The sequence below is a fragment of the Actinopolymorpha rutila genome (assembly GCF_013407855.1).
GTDB classification, from domain to species: Bacteria; Actinomycetota; Actinomycetes; order Propionibacteriales; family Actinopolymorphaceae; genus Actinopolymorpha; species Actinopolymorpha rutila.
In genome coordinates this window covers 1616865-1631483 of record NZ_JACBZH010000001.1, presented here as the reverse complement: position 1 = coordinate 1631483, position 14619 = coordinate 1616865, and the positions used below count along the sequence as shown (strand labels likewise).

12 protein-coding genes are annotated in these 14619 nt (G+C 69.7%); 2 read left to right on the top strand and 10 right to left on the bottom strand.

Features of this window, described 5'->3' with window-relative positions:
- Window position 1 precedes the first annotated feature (1 nt).
- The 6 genes from F4554_RS07220 to F4554_RS07195 all read right to left on the bottom strand — a co-directional run bounded on the left by F4554_RS07220 (window position 2) and on the right by F4554_RS07195 (window position 7332).
- Window positions 2–817: a carbohydrate ABC transporter permease gene (locus tag F4554_RS07220; RefSeq protein WP_179786671.1), complete on the bottom strand. Its 816-nt coding sequence runs from the start codon at window positions 815–817 to the stop codon at window positions 2–4.
- Window positions 817–1749, bottom strand: coding sequence for a carbohydrate ABC transporter permease (locus F4554_RS07215; RefSeq protein WP_179786670.1), 933 nt, complete (start codon window positions 1747–1749; stop codon window positions 817–819). The genes F4554_RS07220 and F4554_RS07215 overlap by 1 nt, the downstream gene beginning before the upstream one ends.
- 17 nt (window positions 1750–1766) lie before the next feature.
- Window positions 1767–3164, bottom strand: coding sequence for an extracellular solute-binding protein (locus F4554_RS07210; RefSeq protein WP_179786669.1), 1398 nt, complete (start codon window positions 3162–3164; stop codon window positions 1767–1769).
- Between the two features lie 457 nt (window positions 3165–3621).
- Window positions 3622–4572, bottom strand: coding sequence for an aggregation-promoting factor C-terminal-like domain-containing protein (locus F4554_RS07205; protein ID WP_179786668.1), 951 nt, complete (start codon window positions 4570–4572; stop codon window positions 3622–3624).
- 276 nt (window positions 4573–4848) lie between these two features.
- Entirely contained in the window at window positions 4849–6165 is a 1317-nt protein-coding gene (locus F4554_RS07200) for a PhoH family protein (RefSeq protein ID WP_179786667.1), read from the bottom strand.
- A gap of 402 nt (window positions 6166–6567) precedes the next feature.
- Window positions 6568–7332, bottom strand: a complete 765-nt coding sequence (locus tag F4554_RS07195; protein WP_179791347.1) for an isoprenyl transferase — start codon at window positions 7330–7332, stop codon at window positions 6568–6570.
- A 126-nt stretch (window positions 7333–7458) separates the two neighbouring features.
- Between F4554_RS07195 and F4554_RS07190 the strand changes: the two genes are divergently transcribed.
- Window positions 7459–8088: an MBL fold metallo-hydrolase gene (locus F4554_RS07190; protein WP_179786666.1), complete on the top strand. Its 630-nt coding sequence runs from the start codon at window positions 7459–7461 to the stop codon at window positions 8086–8088.
- Between the two features lie 64 nt (window positions 8089–8152).
- Window positions 8153–9244: a TRM11 family SAM-dependent methyltransferase gene (locus tag F4554_RS07185; protein WP_179786665.1), complete on the top strand. Its 1092-nt coding sequence runs from the start codon at window positions 8153–8155 to the stop codon at window positions 9242–9244.
- Between the two features lie 22 nt (window positions 9245–9266).
- Here F4554_RS07185 and F4554_RS07180 read toward each other — a convergent pair whose 3' ends face one another.
- The 4 genes from F4554_RS07180 to F4554_RS07165 all read right to left on the bottom strand — a co-directional run bounded on the left by F4554_RS07180 (window position 9267) and on the right by F4554_RS07165 (window position 14607).
- On the bottom strand, window positions 9267–9854 hold the full coding sequence (locus F4554_RS07180; protein WP_179786664.1) for a hypothetical protein: 588 nt from the start codon (window positions 9852–9854) through the stop codon (window positions 9267–9269).
- Window positions 9855–9899: 45 nt separating this feature from the next.
- The gene (locus F4554_RS07175) at window positions 9900–10238 is read right to left on the bottom strand and encodes a DUF5808 domain-containing protein (protein WP_179786663.1); all 339 of its coding nucleotides are present in this window, start codon (window positions 10236–10238) and stop codon (window positions 9900–9902) included.
- Between the two features lie 67 nt (window positions 10239–10305).
- Entirely contained in the window at window positions 10306–12393 is a 2088-nt protein-coding gene (locus F4554_RS07170; protein WP_179786662.1) for a DUF255 domain-containing protein, read from the bottom strand.
- A gap of 246 nt (window positions 12394–12639) precedes the next feature.
- On the bottom strand, window positions 12640–14607 hold the full coding sequence (locus F4554_RS07165) for an ABC transporter substrate-binding protein (RefSeq protein ID WP_179786661.1): 1968 nt from the start codon (window positions 14605–14607) through the stop codon (window positions 12640–12642).
- Window positions 14608–14619: the final 12 nt, after the last annotated feature.

Below are 14619 nucleotides of genomic sequence, written 5' to 3'. Positions count from 1 at the left end.
ATCAACCCTTCACCGCGCCGGACGTCAGTCCGGCCACGATCTTGCGCTGGAAGAAGAGGACGAGCACGATCACCGGGATCGTGACGACGACCGCGGCCGCCGCGATCGCGGCCGTGGGTTGTTCGAAGAAGGACTCACCCGTGAAGAACGCCAACGCCGCCGGCACCGGCCGGGCCGCGTCGGAGGCGGTCAGCGAGATGCCGAACACGAAGTCGTTCCAGGCGAAGAAGAACGTCAGGATGGCGGCGGTGAACACACCGGGAGCCGCCAGCGGAACGATCACCTTGCGGAACGCCTGCCACTGGGTGGCACCGTCGACCTGGGCGGCCTGCTCCATCTCCCAGGGGATCTCCCGGAAGAACGCCGAGAGCGTCCAGATCGCCAACGGCAGGGTGAACGACATGTAGGGGATGATCAGCCCGAGCCAGGTGTCGTACAGGCCGAGCGTCCGCCACATGTCGAACAGCGGCGGCACCAGGGAGATGGTCGGGAACATCGCGATCGCCAGCGCCATCGACAGCACCAGCTTCTTGCCCTTGAACTCCAGCCGGGCGATGGCGTAGGCGGCCAGCGTGGCCAGCACCACCGACGCCACGGTGGAGATCAGCGAGATGCCGACGGAGTTGCGCAGGGCGCTCAGGAACAGACCCGAGTCGAACACCGTGCGGTAGTTGTCCAAGGTGGCTTCGGTCGGGAAGAAGCCCGGAGTGTTGGCGTCCTTCTTCAGCGACAGCGACAGGATCCACGCCACCGGGAACAACGTGTAGAAGACGATCGCCAATCCGGCGACGGCCCACCAGACCTTGCGGCCGTTCATCACCGATCACCTCGCACCTGGGACAGGTCGGTCCGGAACAGCTTGATGAAGACGAAGGCGATGATCAGCACGGTGAGGAACAGCAGCACCGACACCGCCGAGCCGAGCCCCACCGCCGTTCGGGTGATCATCTGCCGGTACGCCAGGAAGGAGACCGTCTCGGTGCCCTGCGCGCCGTTCGTCATCACGAACACGCTGTCGAAGATGCGGTAGGCGTCCAGCGTGCGGAACAACAGCGCGACCATGATCGCCGCCCGCATGTTGGGGATGGTGACCTTCCACAGCCGCTGCCACCAGGTGGCGCCGTCGACCTTCGCGGCCTCCTGCAGGTCTTCGGGGACCTGCGCCAGCCCGGCCAGCAACAGCAGCGACATGAACGGCGTCGTCTTCCAGATCTCCGACATCGAGATCGCCGCGATCGAGGAGCCGAACTGCGCGAAGACGTCGTAGTTCTGCAGGTGGAACCACGAGTTGAAGAACCCCGAGTCGGGCGCGAACGCGAACTTCCAGGCGAACGCCGAGACCACCGTGATGATGCCGTAGGGCACCAGGATGGCGGTGCGCACGATGCCCCGCCCGAACAGGATGCGGTGCATCACCATCGCGAACGCGAAGCCGATGATGAGCTCCACCACGACGGTGATCACCGTGATCAGCACGGTGACGCCGACGTCGCGCCACCACAACCCGTCGCTCAGCACCATCGTGTAGTTGGCCAGGCCGACGAACCGCCGGGACTCCGGGTCGGTGATCCGGTAGCTCTGCATGGAAAGCCACACGGCCTGCAGCATCGGATAGGCCGTGACCGCCAGCATCACCACGAAGGCCGGAGCGCACAGGTACCACCCCAGGCGCTGTTCGTGGCGGGCCCGGTCGGTCAGTCTGCGTCGGGCGGTCGAGGGAGCGGTTTTGTCCAGTGTCGTTGTCGTCATGGTTCCTCCCCTCCGCCTCAGATCAGCTCTTTGTCGTGGAGAACCGCGACGATCAGCCGCGCCGTGGCCCCGGGAGTCCAGCTCGGGCTGACCGCCGACGCCGGGTGCCAGGTGCGCTGGATCGCCGCGGTGATGTCGGGGTAGTACGGCGTGATCGGCCGGGGCGCGCCCTGGTCGACCGACTTTCGCAGCAGGTCGGCCATCGGGAACGCCTTGCGGATCTCGGGATCGGCGTAGACCGACTCCACGGTGGGCAGCAGGCCCTCGCCGAGCATGTACTCCTTCTGGCTGGCCGGCGAGGTGATGCAGCGCACCGCCTCGACCGACTCCTTGGTGTGCTTGCTGAACGCACCGACGGCGAGGTTGATCCCGCCCAGCGGCGGCGCACTCGGCTTGCCCCGAACGACACCGGGCCAGCGGGTCCAGCCGAAGTCGTCAACCTTGGCTTGCTGCTCCTTGATCTGCTTGTCGAGCGCGGCCCGCTTGCCCGCCGGAGCACTCTTGCGCTGGGCCTTCAGGTCGTTCAGGGTGCCGGTCTCGGCGGTGTAGACGAACGGCCAGTTGGTCATGAAGCCGCCGTTGCCGGCGTTGAAGCCGGCCTGGCTGGTGCCCTCGTCGGAGTTGCTGATGTCGGCCGAGGCGGCCTTCGAACGCCCCAGCGTGCGCAGCACGTCGGCGGCGGCGCGGCCCGCGGCGGAGTCGATGGCGGGCGTGACGTCCTTGCCCGCTTGGGGATTCATCAGGATCTTCCCACCCGCCGAGGCCACCAGCGAGTTGATCAGCACGGTGTAGCCCTCGTAGCGGGACGCCTGCACCTGCACGGTTGTGTGGGTCTTCTCCGCGGCGGAGATGACCTGCTTCCACGTCACGTCGGAGTTGGGGCCGAGGTCGAGGCCGGCCTTCCTGGCAACGGATCTGTGGTACCACAGCAGCTGGGTGTTGGTGTTGAACGGGACGGCGTACAGCTGGTTCTTCCACTTCGCCGCCTCGAGCGGGCCGGAGAGCATGCCCTTGGTGAGCTGACTCGCCTGGCTGCCTTCGAACTTGTGCAGGAACCCCGCGTTGGCGAACTCCGCGAGGTAGGGCAGGTCGAGGCTCATCAGGTCGATGCCCTGGTCACCGGCGGCGAGCCGGCGAACGAGTTGCTCCCGCTGGGCGGTGGAGTCGCGGGGCAGCAGCGCCGTGGTGATGCGGTATTTCCCGCCGGCCTGCTGCGTGCACTTCTGCGCCAGCTTCGCCTGGCCGCCGTTGTCGGGGTTGATGTACCAGGTCACGACCGGCGGTCCGGATTCGCTCCCGCACCCGGCCAGGGCCGCTCCGGCCACGAGGGTGAGCGCCGCGAACAGCGCTGCCCGGCGGCGTCCGGCAATCTTCGACTGCGGTCTCCGGCTCTTTCGGCCGGCTGCGTCACGCACTGCGCCTCCAGGTCGACTCGCCTGCGCGTTCCTACGGTCAGATCACGATCAGACAGGATGAACGAATGGTCATGGAGGACTTTTGTCCCGTTCCTTCATCCTGTCGCACTTGACCGATTCCGCAACACCGCCACACCACGAGATCGCAGGCCGGCGGCCCGTGCGTCCCGGTTGTGTGGATCCGGCGGCGCCACTCTTCGGCAGGGGCGCGGGTCGCATCCGCGACCCCGAGCTGTGGAAACCCGGGGAGAGTAACAGGCAAGGGGTGCTTGCGTCGTTGACGACGGCAGTCCGGAAACCGTGTCCGGACAGCAGATTGCCGGGCACTCCGGACGAAACGCGAGCTGTGATTCAGGTCTCGCGTACCGGCTCAGTACCGGTGGATCGGCTCAGCGCCAGTGGATCGAGTCAGGACCAGTGGATCGAGTCGGGACCGATCGGCTCGGGACCGACCGGCTCAGTACCAGTTGTGGGCCTGCCACCACGACCAGGCACCGCAGGGAGTGCTGTAGCGCGACTCGATGTAGGCCAGGCCCCACTTGATCTGGGTGGTGGGGTTGTCGCGCCAGTCCGAGCCGTACGCCGCCATCTTGCTGCCGGGCAGCGCCTGGGGAATGCCGTACGCGCCCGAGCTGGCGTTGACCGCGTGGTGGTTCCAGCTGCTCTCCCGGGTCCACATGGTCACCAGGCATTGGTACTGCACGTCGCTCCAGCCACGGGCGGCCACCAGGCGGGCGGCGATCTCCTTCGGCGAGCCGTAGTCCATCCGCGCCCGCTCCTGGGCCGCGGCCCGCTCGCGCGCACGGGCCTCACGTTCGGCCGCACGGGAGGCCCGCTCGGCGGCACGGAGCCGCTCGACGGCGGTGCGGTCGATGACGTCCTCACCCGTCGCGGGGACGACCTTCTCCGGCTTCACCGTCACGGTCGGCGTCGGCTTCGGGGTCACGGTGCGCGTGGTGTGCCGCGGCGTCGCGGACTTCGGCTTGAGCTCGGCGGCCCGCTTCGCGGTCAGCGCTCCGCGGCCACCGAGGTCGGACACGGCGAGGTTGTTGAGCGTGCCGGTGCGGTGACTCCCGGCCACCAGGACACCCGCGCCGACCGCGCCGGTCACCCCGAGGCTGGCCGCGGTGACTGCGGCGAAGGCGGGGCTGACCCGGAATCTGCGCCGGGCCCGCTCCGTCCCCTCCGCCGGAGCGAAGAGCGCGATGACGTCCGGTTCCCGAACCTCGACCGCCTCGCGTACGTCGGCGACTTCGAGTACGTCGACCGCCTCACGTACGTCGACCGGCTCGGGAACGACCTCACGTACGTCGGCGGCCGCGGGTACGTCGACCAGCTCGCGGACGTCGGCGACCTCGCGTACGTCGATCACCTCGCGGGCCGCGACCGGAAACGCCGGCGCCGGCATCCAGGTGGCGTCGGCCCGCCTGGCCCCGGTCGAAGGGGCCGTCGGCCGGGTCGTGAATCCTGCGCCGCGTCCGCGCGCCCGATGCTTCGCGGGTGCCCGGTGCTTACCGGCGTAGCTCGCCACACACGCCTCCAGAGATCTCTCGCGACCTGGCCGGAGCCACACCGCGTCGGACTACAGTGCGTACGGTTGCCTACGGTACGAAACGAAGTGGAGGCTTTCGGTCACCTCGCGGTGGTGTCGGGGTCGTCACCTCGGCGACTACCCCGGCCGTCCTCACAACGAGATGTCCTCGAGCATCTCCGTCACGAGGGCGGCGATCGGCGAACGCTCCGAGCGGGTCAGCGTCACGTGCGCGAACAACGGATGCCCCTTGAGCTTCTCGACCACTGCCACTACTCCGTCATGGCGCCCGACTCGCAGGTTGTCCCGCTGACCAACGTCGTGAGTCAGGACAACTCGGGAACCGGCACCAATCCGGGACAATACCGTGAGGAGTACGTTGCGTTCCAGTGACTGTGCCTCGTCGACCACGACGAAGGCGTCGTGCAGGGACCGTCCGCGGATGTGGGTGAGCGGAAGCACCTCCAGCATTCCCCGGTCGATGACCTCCTCCACGACGTTCGCGTTGGTCACCGCACCCAGCGTGTCGAACACAGCCTGTGACCAAGGCGCCATTTTCTCCGCCTCGCTGCCCGGTAGATAGCCCAGATCCTGTCCGCCCACCGCGTACAGCGGCCGGAACACCACGACCTTGCGGTGCTGGCGGCGTTCCATCACCGCCTCCAGACCGGCGCACAGGGCCAGCGCGGACTTTCCGGTTCCGGCCCGCCCGCCGAGGCTCACGATCCCGATGTCGGGGTCCAGCAGCAGGTCCAGGGCGACGCGCTGCTCGGCCGAACGGCCGCGCAGGCCGAACGCCTCCCGGTCGCCGCGGACCAGGCGTACCCGCTTGTCGGGGGTGACCCGGCCCAGGCCGCTGCCACGCTCGGACAACAGCACCAGGCCGGTGTGGGTGGGCAGCTCCCGGGCGGCCTCGAGGTCGACCGACCCCTCCGCGTAGAGCGTGTCCAGGTCGGCGCCCGCCAGGTCGACCTCGACCATTCCGGTCCACCCGGTCTCGACCGGCAGCTCCGCGCGGTACTCCTCGGCGACCAGGCCGACGGCCGACGCCTTCACCCGCAGCGGCAGATCCTTGGAGACGAGTACGACCTCCCGGCCCTCCGCGGCCAGGTTGAGTGCCACCGCGAGGATGCGGGTGTCGTTGTCGCCCAGCCGGAAGCCGACCGGCAGAACCTCCGGATCGGCATGGTTGAGCTCGACGTGCAGGGTGCCTCCGGACGTACCGATCGGCACCGGCTCGTCCAGCCGGCCGTGTCGTACCCGAAGCTCGTCGAGCAGCCGGAGGGCGGTCCGGGCGAAGTAGCCGAGCTCGGGGTGGTGCCGCTTGCCCTCGAGTTCGGTGACCACCACGACCGGCAGCACGATCTCGTGCTCCTCGAAGCGCCGCAGCGCGTTCGGGTCGGCGAGCAGGACGCTGGTGTCGATGACATACGTACGGTTGGCGTGCGGGTGACCAGCGGATGAGTCCACAGCCTCGGTCGAGGTCGGCGCCGACAGCTCAGACAGCTCGGACTGCGCAGATGACTGAGACGACTCGGGAGCAGCCACGTTCGGTCCCCTTCGGACCCGCGGCGCGCACCCGGCGCCCGGTCCTGAGTGCGAGCAACTGGCCGGGACCGGCCGTCGGGCCGGGTGCCGGCCCGCCTCGTGCCGGGGGTTTGCCACCCCGGGGCGCGATCGTCGTGCGTGGCCCGCTCCGCCTTTCGGCGGGAGGAGGACTGCTGCACACGCATCGATGGGCCTCCCGGACGGCCGGGGATGATCCGGCCCGTCAGATTCGACGGTACGTGCCAAGCGGGCGGCCGAACAGAGGGACACGCAAGCCGGTGGATGAAGCCCGTGTTGCGCCCGCCTTGCCGGCGAGCGAATTCGTCAAAGGCCGTAGCGGCGGTTTCGGGCGGCGTAGGCCCGGATCGCCCGGAGAAAATCGACCTTCCGGAAATCCGGCCAGAGTGCCTCGCAGAAGAAGAACTCGCTGTAGGCGCTCTGCCACAACAGGAAGTCCGACATCCGCAACTCCCCCGACGTGCGGATCACCAGGTCGGGGTCGGGCTGACCCTTGGTGTAGAGGTGCGCGGCGATGTGTTCGACGTCGAGCACCTCCGCGAGGTCCTCGATGGTCGTGCCCTTGTCGGCGTGCTCGTGCAGCAACGCCCGCACCGCGTCTGCGACCTCGCGCCGGCCGCCGTACCCCACCGCGACGTTGACCAGCAGGCCGTCGACGGCAGCGGTGGTCTCCTCGGCGTCCTTGAGCACCTGGGCGATCCGCTCGGGCAGCAGGTCGCGCGCGCCGACCGGATGGAGCCGCCAGCGCCCGGTCGCGGCGAGCTCGCCGACGAGCCCCCCGATGACCTCCAGCAGCGGGTCGACGTCCGCGGCCGGGCGGTGGAGGTTGTCGGCGGAGAGCATGTAGATCGTGACGACGCGTACGCCCACCTCCTCGCACCAGCCGAGGAAGTGCGGCACCTTGGCGGCACCGGCGTCGTAGCCGAAGCGCACGTCGTCGGCACCGGCCGCGCGCGCCCATCGGCGGTTGCCGTCGATCATCACCGCGACGTGCCGTGGCACCCGCTCGGACGGGATCGATGCCGTCAGGCGGCGCTGGTAGATGCGGTACAGCAGGCCGGGCAGGGCCATCGTCACCTCCGAAACGCTGAACCGAGGCTACCGCCGACGCCTTCGGCTCCGCTCGGTGACCGGCCGGTACGGCGTCGCGACCCCCGCCTCCGGCGTCACGTCCCCGGGCAGACCTAAGCTTCCGGCATGCGGATCCTGAAGTACACCCACTCCCTCGTCCGGCTGGAGAAGAGCGACCGGGCGCTCGTGATCGACCCCGGCTCGTTCAGCGAGGAGGAGCCGCTGGACGGCGCGGAGGCCGTCCTGATCACCCACGAGCACACGGACCACCTCGACGTGGACAAGCTGGCCCGGCACCCCGATCTGCAGATCTGGACCAACGCCGCGGTCGCCTCCCTGCTGACCGACGTCGACCCCGACCGGCTGCACGTGGTCGCCGCCGGCGAACACTTCACCGCGGCCGGCTTCGAGGTAGGTGTGTACGGCGAACTGCACGAGGTGATCCACCCCGACCTGCCGCCGGTGCCCAACATCGGCTTCTTCGTCGACGACTCGTTCTTCCACCCCGGCGACGCGTTCACCGTGCCCGACCGGCCCGTCGACACGCTGATGGTGCCGACGTCCGCTCCCTGGCTGAAGTCCTCGGAGTCGATCGACTACATCCGCGCGGTGCGCCCGCGGCTGGCGGTGTCGGTACACGACGGCCTGCTGAACGACATCGGGCTCGGCCTGGTGGACAACCTCGTGGGCGGGATGGCCGAGCAGGCCGGGTCGGAGTTCCGCCGGCTCGCGTCCGGCGGGTCGATCGACATCTGACCCGGGCCGCGCGGAGCCGGGGCCTGGGAACGCCGGCGAGGCCGGACCTGGGATCGTTGGGCTCATGCCGCGTTACGCCCTGCTCGTGCTGCCCGCCACCAACCGGGTGTACGCCGAGGCCTCGGTCGACCTCACCCGCGCCGAGCTCGGCGTCTTCTCCGAGTCCGTGCTGGGCGGACGGATCACCGACGTGGCCGAGGAGACGCTGGGCGGCGTCCCGTACGTCACGTTCGGGGTCGCCGAGCCGCTGGGTGCCCGCGACGTCGCGTACCTCTCCCTGCTCTCCTCGGCGTACGCGCTGTTCGAGCTCCGCGAGCTTGGCGAGCTCCGTGGCGAGGGCGGGGACGCCGAGGCGGCCGGGCCGCTGCTGAGCCCAGTGACGCTGACGCCGCTGGACCAGTTCGACGACGACCTGCTGACCATCCAGAAGTACGTCGGCAAGACCAACGAGTTCTTCACCAAGCTGCTGCTCAACGTCACCGTGCTGGCCTCGGAGTCGGCCGGTGAGCTGCTCGACCGCAGGCTGCGGATCCTGGACCCGCTGTGCGGGCGCGGCACCACGCTCAACCAGGTGCTGATGTACGGCTGGGACGCCGCGGGCATCGAGATCGACGGCAAGGACGTCGAGGCGTACTCCGGCTTCCTTCGTACCTGGCTCAAGCGCAAGCGGCTGAAGCACCAGGCGGAGCTGACCCCGATCCGGCGCGACCGCAAGGTGCTGGGCCGGAGGTTCCACGTGACGCTGGCCGCGGACAAGGCGGCGTACAAGTCCGGCGACGCGCTCGACCTGACCGTGGTGAACGCCGACACCCGTAGGGCACGCGACTTCTTCCGGTCCGGTTCGTTCGACGCGATCGTCACCGACGCGCCGTACGGCGTACAGCACGGCAGCCGCTCCGGTGCGCCTGGAGAACTCTCCCGGTCGCCGCTGGACCTGCTGTCGGCCGCGCTGCCCGGCTGGGTGGACCTGCTGCGACCGGGCGGCGCCCTGGGGGTGTCGTGGAACACCCACGTGGCCCGGCGCGAGGACGCCGCCGCCGCGTTGACCGCGGCGGGCCTGCGGGTGTGCGACGACCCGGCGTACCTCGGCTTCCGGCATCGGGTCGACCAGGCCATCCTGCGGGACGTGCTGGTGGCGACCAAACCCCGCGACTGACCGGGGTGCCGACACCCCGGGGTCAGCTCTTCGACTCGTCCTCGGGCTTGTCCTCAGACTGGTCCTCGGCCGCGAGCGGGTCGTCCGCCGAGGTGGCGTCGGGTCCCGCCGCGCGTACGCGTTCGACGTGAGCCATCGCCGTGCGCAGCTCGCCGAGCCAGCTCTCCGCGTGCTTGCCCACCAGCTTGACGCACCAGGCCAGCGCCTCCGAACGGGTCCGGGCGACGCCGGACTCGACGAGGGTGTCCAGCACCCGCCGCTCGGACTGCCGCAGCCGGGTCATCACCGGCACCGACAGCGTGGTGAACGTCTCCCGGGTCTCCCCGCACTGCGCGCCCCAGGCGACCTTCTGGCCGGTGGCGTGCTCGAGCTCGCGGGCGATCCGGATCCGGTCGTCGCGGGTGCGCTCGCGGAACTCCTTGATCCTGCCCAGCTCGGCGGCCGCCCGCTCGGCCGGCGACACGTCACCGTCGTGGCGGGGCGCGGTCAGCTCCCCGACGACGGTGATCTCCTCCCGGTCGGTGGTCAGCTCGACGATCTCGAACCACTCCTGCGGGATCCGGCCGGAGAGCCACCCGCGGATGCGTTCCTCACGTTCCTGCCGTGTCATGTAACGATGATTACACCGTTACGAGCGCCCGGCAAGGCCGCCGAGTCAGCTGGACGTGCCGCCCACCGACTGGCGCTCCTTGCGCTCGGCGAGCTTCTGCCGCCCAAGCGTGACAACTCGCCCGAAGTTGACGTCCCACCCCACACCGAACACCTTCGGCATGAACAGCCGCCGGTCCTCAGGAGCCCACCAGGCGGACCGCACCTTCTCCACGCTCGGAAGGCGGTAGTCGTACGGAACGCCCACGATCCGGCCCTGCCAGGTCCGCTCCGCCGGCGGGCGGCGCAGCTCCCGGGTCAGCGAGGCCGCCACCAGCGCCCCGGTCGTAGCCCAGACCAGCGAGTCCATTCGACGGCCCCGCTTCTTGTTCTTCCGCTTCGACATGGTGCCTCCGCTTCCTGATCGCCTGCATGGATCGGATGTGCTGGTTGTTCGGCGCCGCAGCCGCCGGTCAGGTGGCGCCGCGTACGCCGAGCCGGCGGGCGAGTTCGGCCGGCTCGGTGAGCGGGCGGTCGCAGACGAACCCACGGCAGACGTACGCCGCCGCCCGGTCGTCGACGAGTCCCCGATGCGCCAGCAGCGGGACCTGACCGTCGCCATTGTGGCCGGTTTGCGGCGTTGCGTCGCGCGGTGACGCCTCCGGCGCGCCGACGATCACGACGGTGCCCGGTGCGGGCGAGCGCAGCGCCAGCCGGTGCAGCCGCTCACGGTCCGGATCGTCCGGCGTACCCACGACCGCCACCTCGACCGGACCGGCCAGCAGCGCCTCGGCGACCGCGAGCCCCCAGCCGGCGGCCCTCGGCGCACGGTCGGCGAGCCGGCCCGCCACCGCGAGGGCGCTCTCCGCGGCGACCCGATGACGGTCGGACCCGGTGAGTGTCGCGTAGGTGAGCAACGCACCGGCCGCGGCCGAGCGTCCGGACGGGACGGCGTTGTCGGTCGGGTCCTGCGGACGGCGGACGAGGCGTTCGGCGTCGTCCGCGGTGTCGAAGAATCCACCGTCGCCGGTGCCGAACCGGTCGAGTACGACGTCCAGCAGACCGCCGGCGCGGGCCAGCCAGACGGGGTCGCCGGTGACCCCCAGCAGCGCGAGGTACCCCTCCGCCACGTCGGCGTAGTCCTCCAGGACGCCGGGGCTGTCCCCGCCCACGCCGTCCCGCGACGTACGGACGAGTCGCCCGGCGGCGTCGGTGTGCAGCCGTACGAGCAGGTCGGCCGCCTCGGCCGCCGCCCGGACGTACTCCGGCACCTCCAGCAGCGCGCCCGCCTCGGCCAGCGCCGCGACGGCGAGGCCGTTCCACGCCGCGACCACCTTGTCGTCCCGACCCGGGCGAACGCGCTCCTCCCTGGCCCTGGCCAGCCGCGCGCAGACGTCGGCGAACCACCGCGGGTCGTCGGGGTCGCGCGGGAGCTGGAGGGTGGAGGCACCGTGCTCGAACGTGCCCTGCTCGGTCACCGCGAACGTCCGCGCGGCGGCGGCTCCGTCGTCGGGGCCGAGCACCTCGCGCAGCTGGTCCGGCGTCCAGGCGTAGAACTTCCCCTCCACGCCCTCGCTGTCGGCGTCCAGGGCGGAGGCGAAGCCACCTTCGGGGGTGCGCAGCTCGCGGAGCAGGAAGTCGGCGGTCTCGCGGACCACCCGCTCGGCCAGCGGCGCCCCGGTCAGCCGCCACCAGTGGAGATAGACGCGCAGCAGCAGCGCGTTGTCGTACAACATCTTCTCGAAGTGCGGGACAACCCAGCCGGCGTCCACGCTGTAGCGGGCGAACCCACCGCCGAGCTGGTCGTACATCCCGCCGCGGGCCATCCGGTCACAGGTCTGCTCGACCATTGCCAGGGCCGTGTCCGCGCTGTCGGCGTCGGGCGCTTGGGCGGCCGGCTGCTCGCCGCGGCGTACGGCGGCCCGGAGCAGGAACTCCAGCACCATCGACGGCGGGAACTTCGGCGCCCCGCCGAACCCGGCATTCTGCAGATCGAAGTCGTGCCGCAGCACCTCGACGGCGGCGTCCAGCCGGTCCGCGCCCGGCGCCTGACCGGACGGGAATCCCGTGCCGGCGAGCTGGGCGACGATCGACCCCGCCGACTGCACGACCTCCTCGCGCCGCTCGCGCCAGGTGCGCGCCACCGCCTCCAGCACCTGCGCGAACGACGGCAGCCCGTGGTGCGGCGTCGGCGGGAAGTACGTGCCGCAGTAGAACGGCTCGCCCGTGGGAGTGAGAAAACAGGTCATCGGCCAGCCACCCTGGCCGGTCATCGCCTGGGTCGCCTCCATGTAGACGGCGTCGACGTCGGGCCGCTCCTCGCGGTCGACCTTGATGTTGACGAAGTTCTCGTTCATGTACGCGGCGGTGGTGTCGTCCTCGAACGACTCGTGCGCCATCACGTGACACCAGTGGCAGGCGGAGTAGCCGACGGACAACAGGATCGGGACGTCGCGCTCGCGCGCCTGCGCGAACGCCTCCTCTCCCCAGGTGTGCCAGTCGACCGGATTGTCCGCGTGCTGGCGGAGGTACGGACTGGTGGCGTTCGCGAGACGGTTCACTCCTCCAACCTACGCACGCGCCCACCCACTTGCCCCACCGGCGGCCGCGGAGACCGGATGCCGTCTCGGGCGAAGAGGAGCCCGGGACCCGCACGGTCCTCGCCGGTGCTGAACGACTTTCGGTCGTACGCGCCACCGCCGGACCGTCGTCCGCGCAACGTGAAGTTGACGTCGATTCTTCCGACGACGACCTACCAACGTTCTGAGGACAGGCACGCCCGAGGACCGGCCCACCCAGGAGATCGCTCAGGAGATGAAGTACTGCTCCGGCATCGTCGGTCCGGGACCGGGATACATCCAGCCGTTGAGCAACGAGTCGGGAACGTTGTGGAAGTTGTTGCGTACGATCGCGTAGCCCTTCGGCGGCAGCACGGTCCCGATCGCGTAGAACTGCTCCTTGGCGATCTTCAGGATCTGCATGAAGATCTCGTTGCGCCCGTCGGCGTCCGGCGTCGTCATCAGCTTGCGGTAGAGATCCATCTGCTGCAGTGCGGCACTCGGCGGCTTCTGCTTCGGCGTGGTGTTGTTGAACCAGTTCGCCCAGGGGATCGCGTAGTTGGACTCGCCGCTGAACGGGAAATACCAGCGCGGGTCGAGGATCGCGTCGGCGAGGCCGCCGTCACCGCCCCACACGTTGGCGTCCTGGGAGTTCGCCGTCTTGCGGTCGTACATCAGCGTCCGGTCGATGCCGTTGACGCGGATGTTCACACCGACCTCCTGCCAGTACTTCCGTACCAGCTCCATGCCGTCGGTCCACAGTGCCGACGGGACGGCGACGTCGACCTGGAACGAGATCGCCTTGCCGTCCGGGCCGAGCCGGACGCCGTTGGCGCCGCGCTTGTAACCGGCGCGGTCGAGAAGCTTGTTGGCCAGCGCCACGTCGTACTCCGTGTACTGCGTGGCGAGTTCCTCGTCGTGGTAGTCCGACTCCGGGCGTGGCGCGGCCTGCCACGGTTTACCCTGCCGCTGGAAGACCGCGCTGATCATCTCCTTGCGGTCGATGGCGTGGGACAGCCCGATCCGGAAGTTGCGGTTCTGGAAGACCTCCCGCAGCGCGGCGTTCTTGTGCGCGAGGTTGAGCGCGATGATCAGGTTGTTCATCGAGCTGCCGGTCTCGGGTACGAAGTGGAACTTCCCCTTGTCCCGGCCGGCGGCGAGAACCGGCTTGTTCTGCGGGGTGTTGATGGTGCGCTCCTGCATGTCCAGCTCGCCGTTGACGGCCTTGAGGACCATCGTCTCCTCGTTGTTGATGACGGTGAAGATCACCCGGTCGATGTACGGCAGCTGCGATCCCTCGGTGTCGACCTTCCAGTAGTACGGGTTGCGTTCGGCCACCATGCGCGAGCCGGTGCCGAGCGCGTCCTTGACGACCCAGCCGGTGATCCTCGGGAGCCCCACGTGGTTCCACGGGTCGGCCATCGCCCCGAACAGGTCCACCCAGCCGCCGAACTTGCGCTTCTTCGCGAGCGTGGCGACCGCGGGGTTGTACTTCTTGTGGAACTGCTCGAGGTAGTGGCGCGGCTTGTTGGTGAGCCCCTCGCCGGCGGGTTGGGCGATGTTCGCCAGGAAGAGGCCGTTGGGCGCGCTGAAGACGAACTTCACGGTGACGTCGTCGACCTTCTCCAGCCTGCCCGGCTTGCCGCCGGTGACCAGCCAGGTCGGCGGCTGCGGGTTGAGCTCCTTGTTCATGTAGACGTCGTCGTAGGCGAAGACGATGTCGTCCGCCGTGAACGGCTTGCCGTCCGACCACTTCATGCCGGCCCGCAGCCGGAAGGTGAACTCCGCGCCCGTCGGATCGGTCTCGACCGACTCGGCGATGTTGGGGATCGGCTTCGTCCAGCCCGGATCCCAGTTCACCAACTGCTCGTATCCCACGGTCCGGTACGCCCAGGCCGTGTCGCCCGGGCCCAGCAGAGCCGTCCGCCAGTCCCCGCCGTACGTGCCGAGCTTGTCCACCGGTTTGATCACCCGCGGCTTCTTCGGCAGCCTCTGCCCGAGCGGTGGGAGGTTCCCGGCCTTCACCTCGGCGGCCAGGTCGGGTGCCTGCTTGGTCCGGGGGCCACCGGCGCCGCCGCTCTTGCCGGCCTTGCTGGTGGGATCGGTGGACAACAGGCTGCACCCCGACAGGGACAGCGCGGTGAGCGCGCCGCTTCCCCATGCCAGCAGGTCACGCCGGCTCATGCGCCGGGACTGGTAGTCGTACCGGTTGCCCATGGCCGCTCCCTG

Excerpts from the sequence above, each read along its gene's own strand:
- F4554_RS07185 (WP_179786665.1), top strand. The coding sequence starts at position 8,153 with ATGCCGCGTTACGCCCTGCTCGTGCTGCCCGCCACCAACCGGGTGTAC.
- F4554_RS07195 (WP_179791347.1), bottom strand. The coding sequence starts at position 7,332 with ATGGCCCTGCCCGGCCTGCTGTACCGCATCTACCAGCGCCGCCTGACG.
- F4554_RS07220 (WP_179786671.1), bottom strand. The coding sequence starts at position 817 with ATGAACGGCCGCAAGGTCTGGTGGGCCGTCGCCGGATTGGCGATCGTC.
- F4554_RS07175 (WP_179786663.1), bottom strand. The coding sequence starts at position 10,238 with ATGTCGAAGCGGAAGAACAAGAAGCGGGGCCGTCGAATGGACTCGCTG.
- F4554_RS07180 (WP_179786664.1), bottom strand. The coding sequence starts at position 9,854 with ATGACACGGCAGGAACGTGAGGAACGCATCCGCGGGTGGCTCTCCGGC.
- F4554_RS07190 (WP_179786666.1), top strand. The coding sequence starts at position 7,459 with ATGCGGATCCTGAAGTACACCCACTCCCTCGTCCGGCTGGAGAAGAGC.
- F4554_RS07165 (WP_179786661.1), bottom strand. The coding sequence starts at position 14,607 with ATGGGCAACCGGTACGACTACCAGTCCCGGCGCATGAGCCGGCGTGAC.
- F4554_RS07215 (WP_179786670.1), bottom strand. The coding sequence starts at position 1,749 with ATGACGACAACGACACTGGACAAAACCGCTCCCTCGACCGCCCGACGC.
- F4554_RS07205 (WP_179786668.1), bottom strand. The coding sequence starts at position 4,572 with ATGCCGGCGCCGGCGTTTCCGGTCGCGGCCCGCGAGGTGATCGACGTA.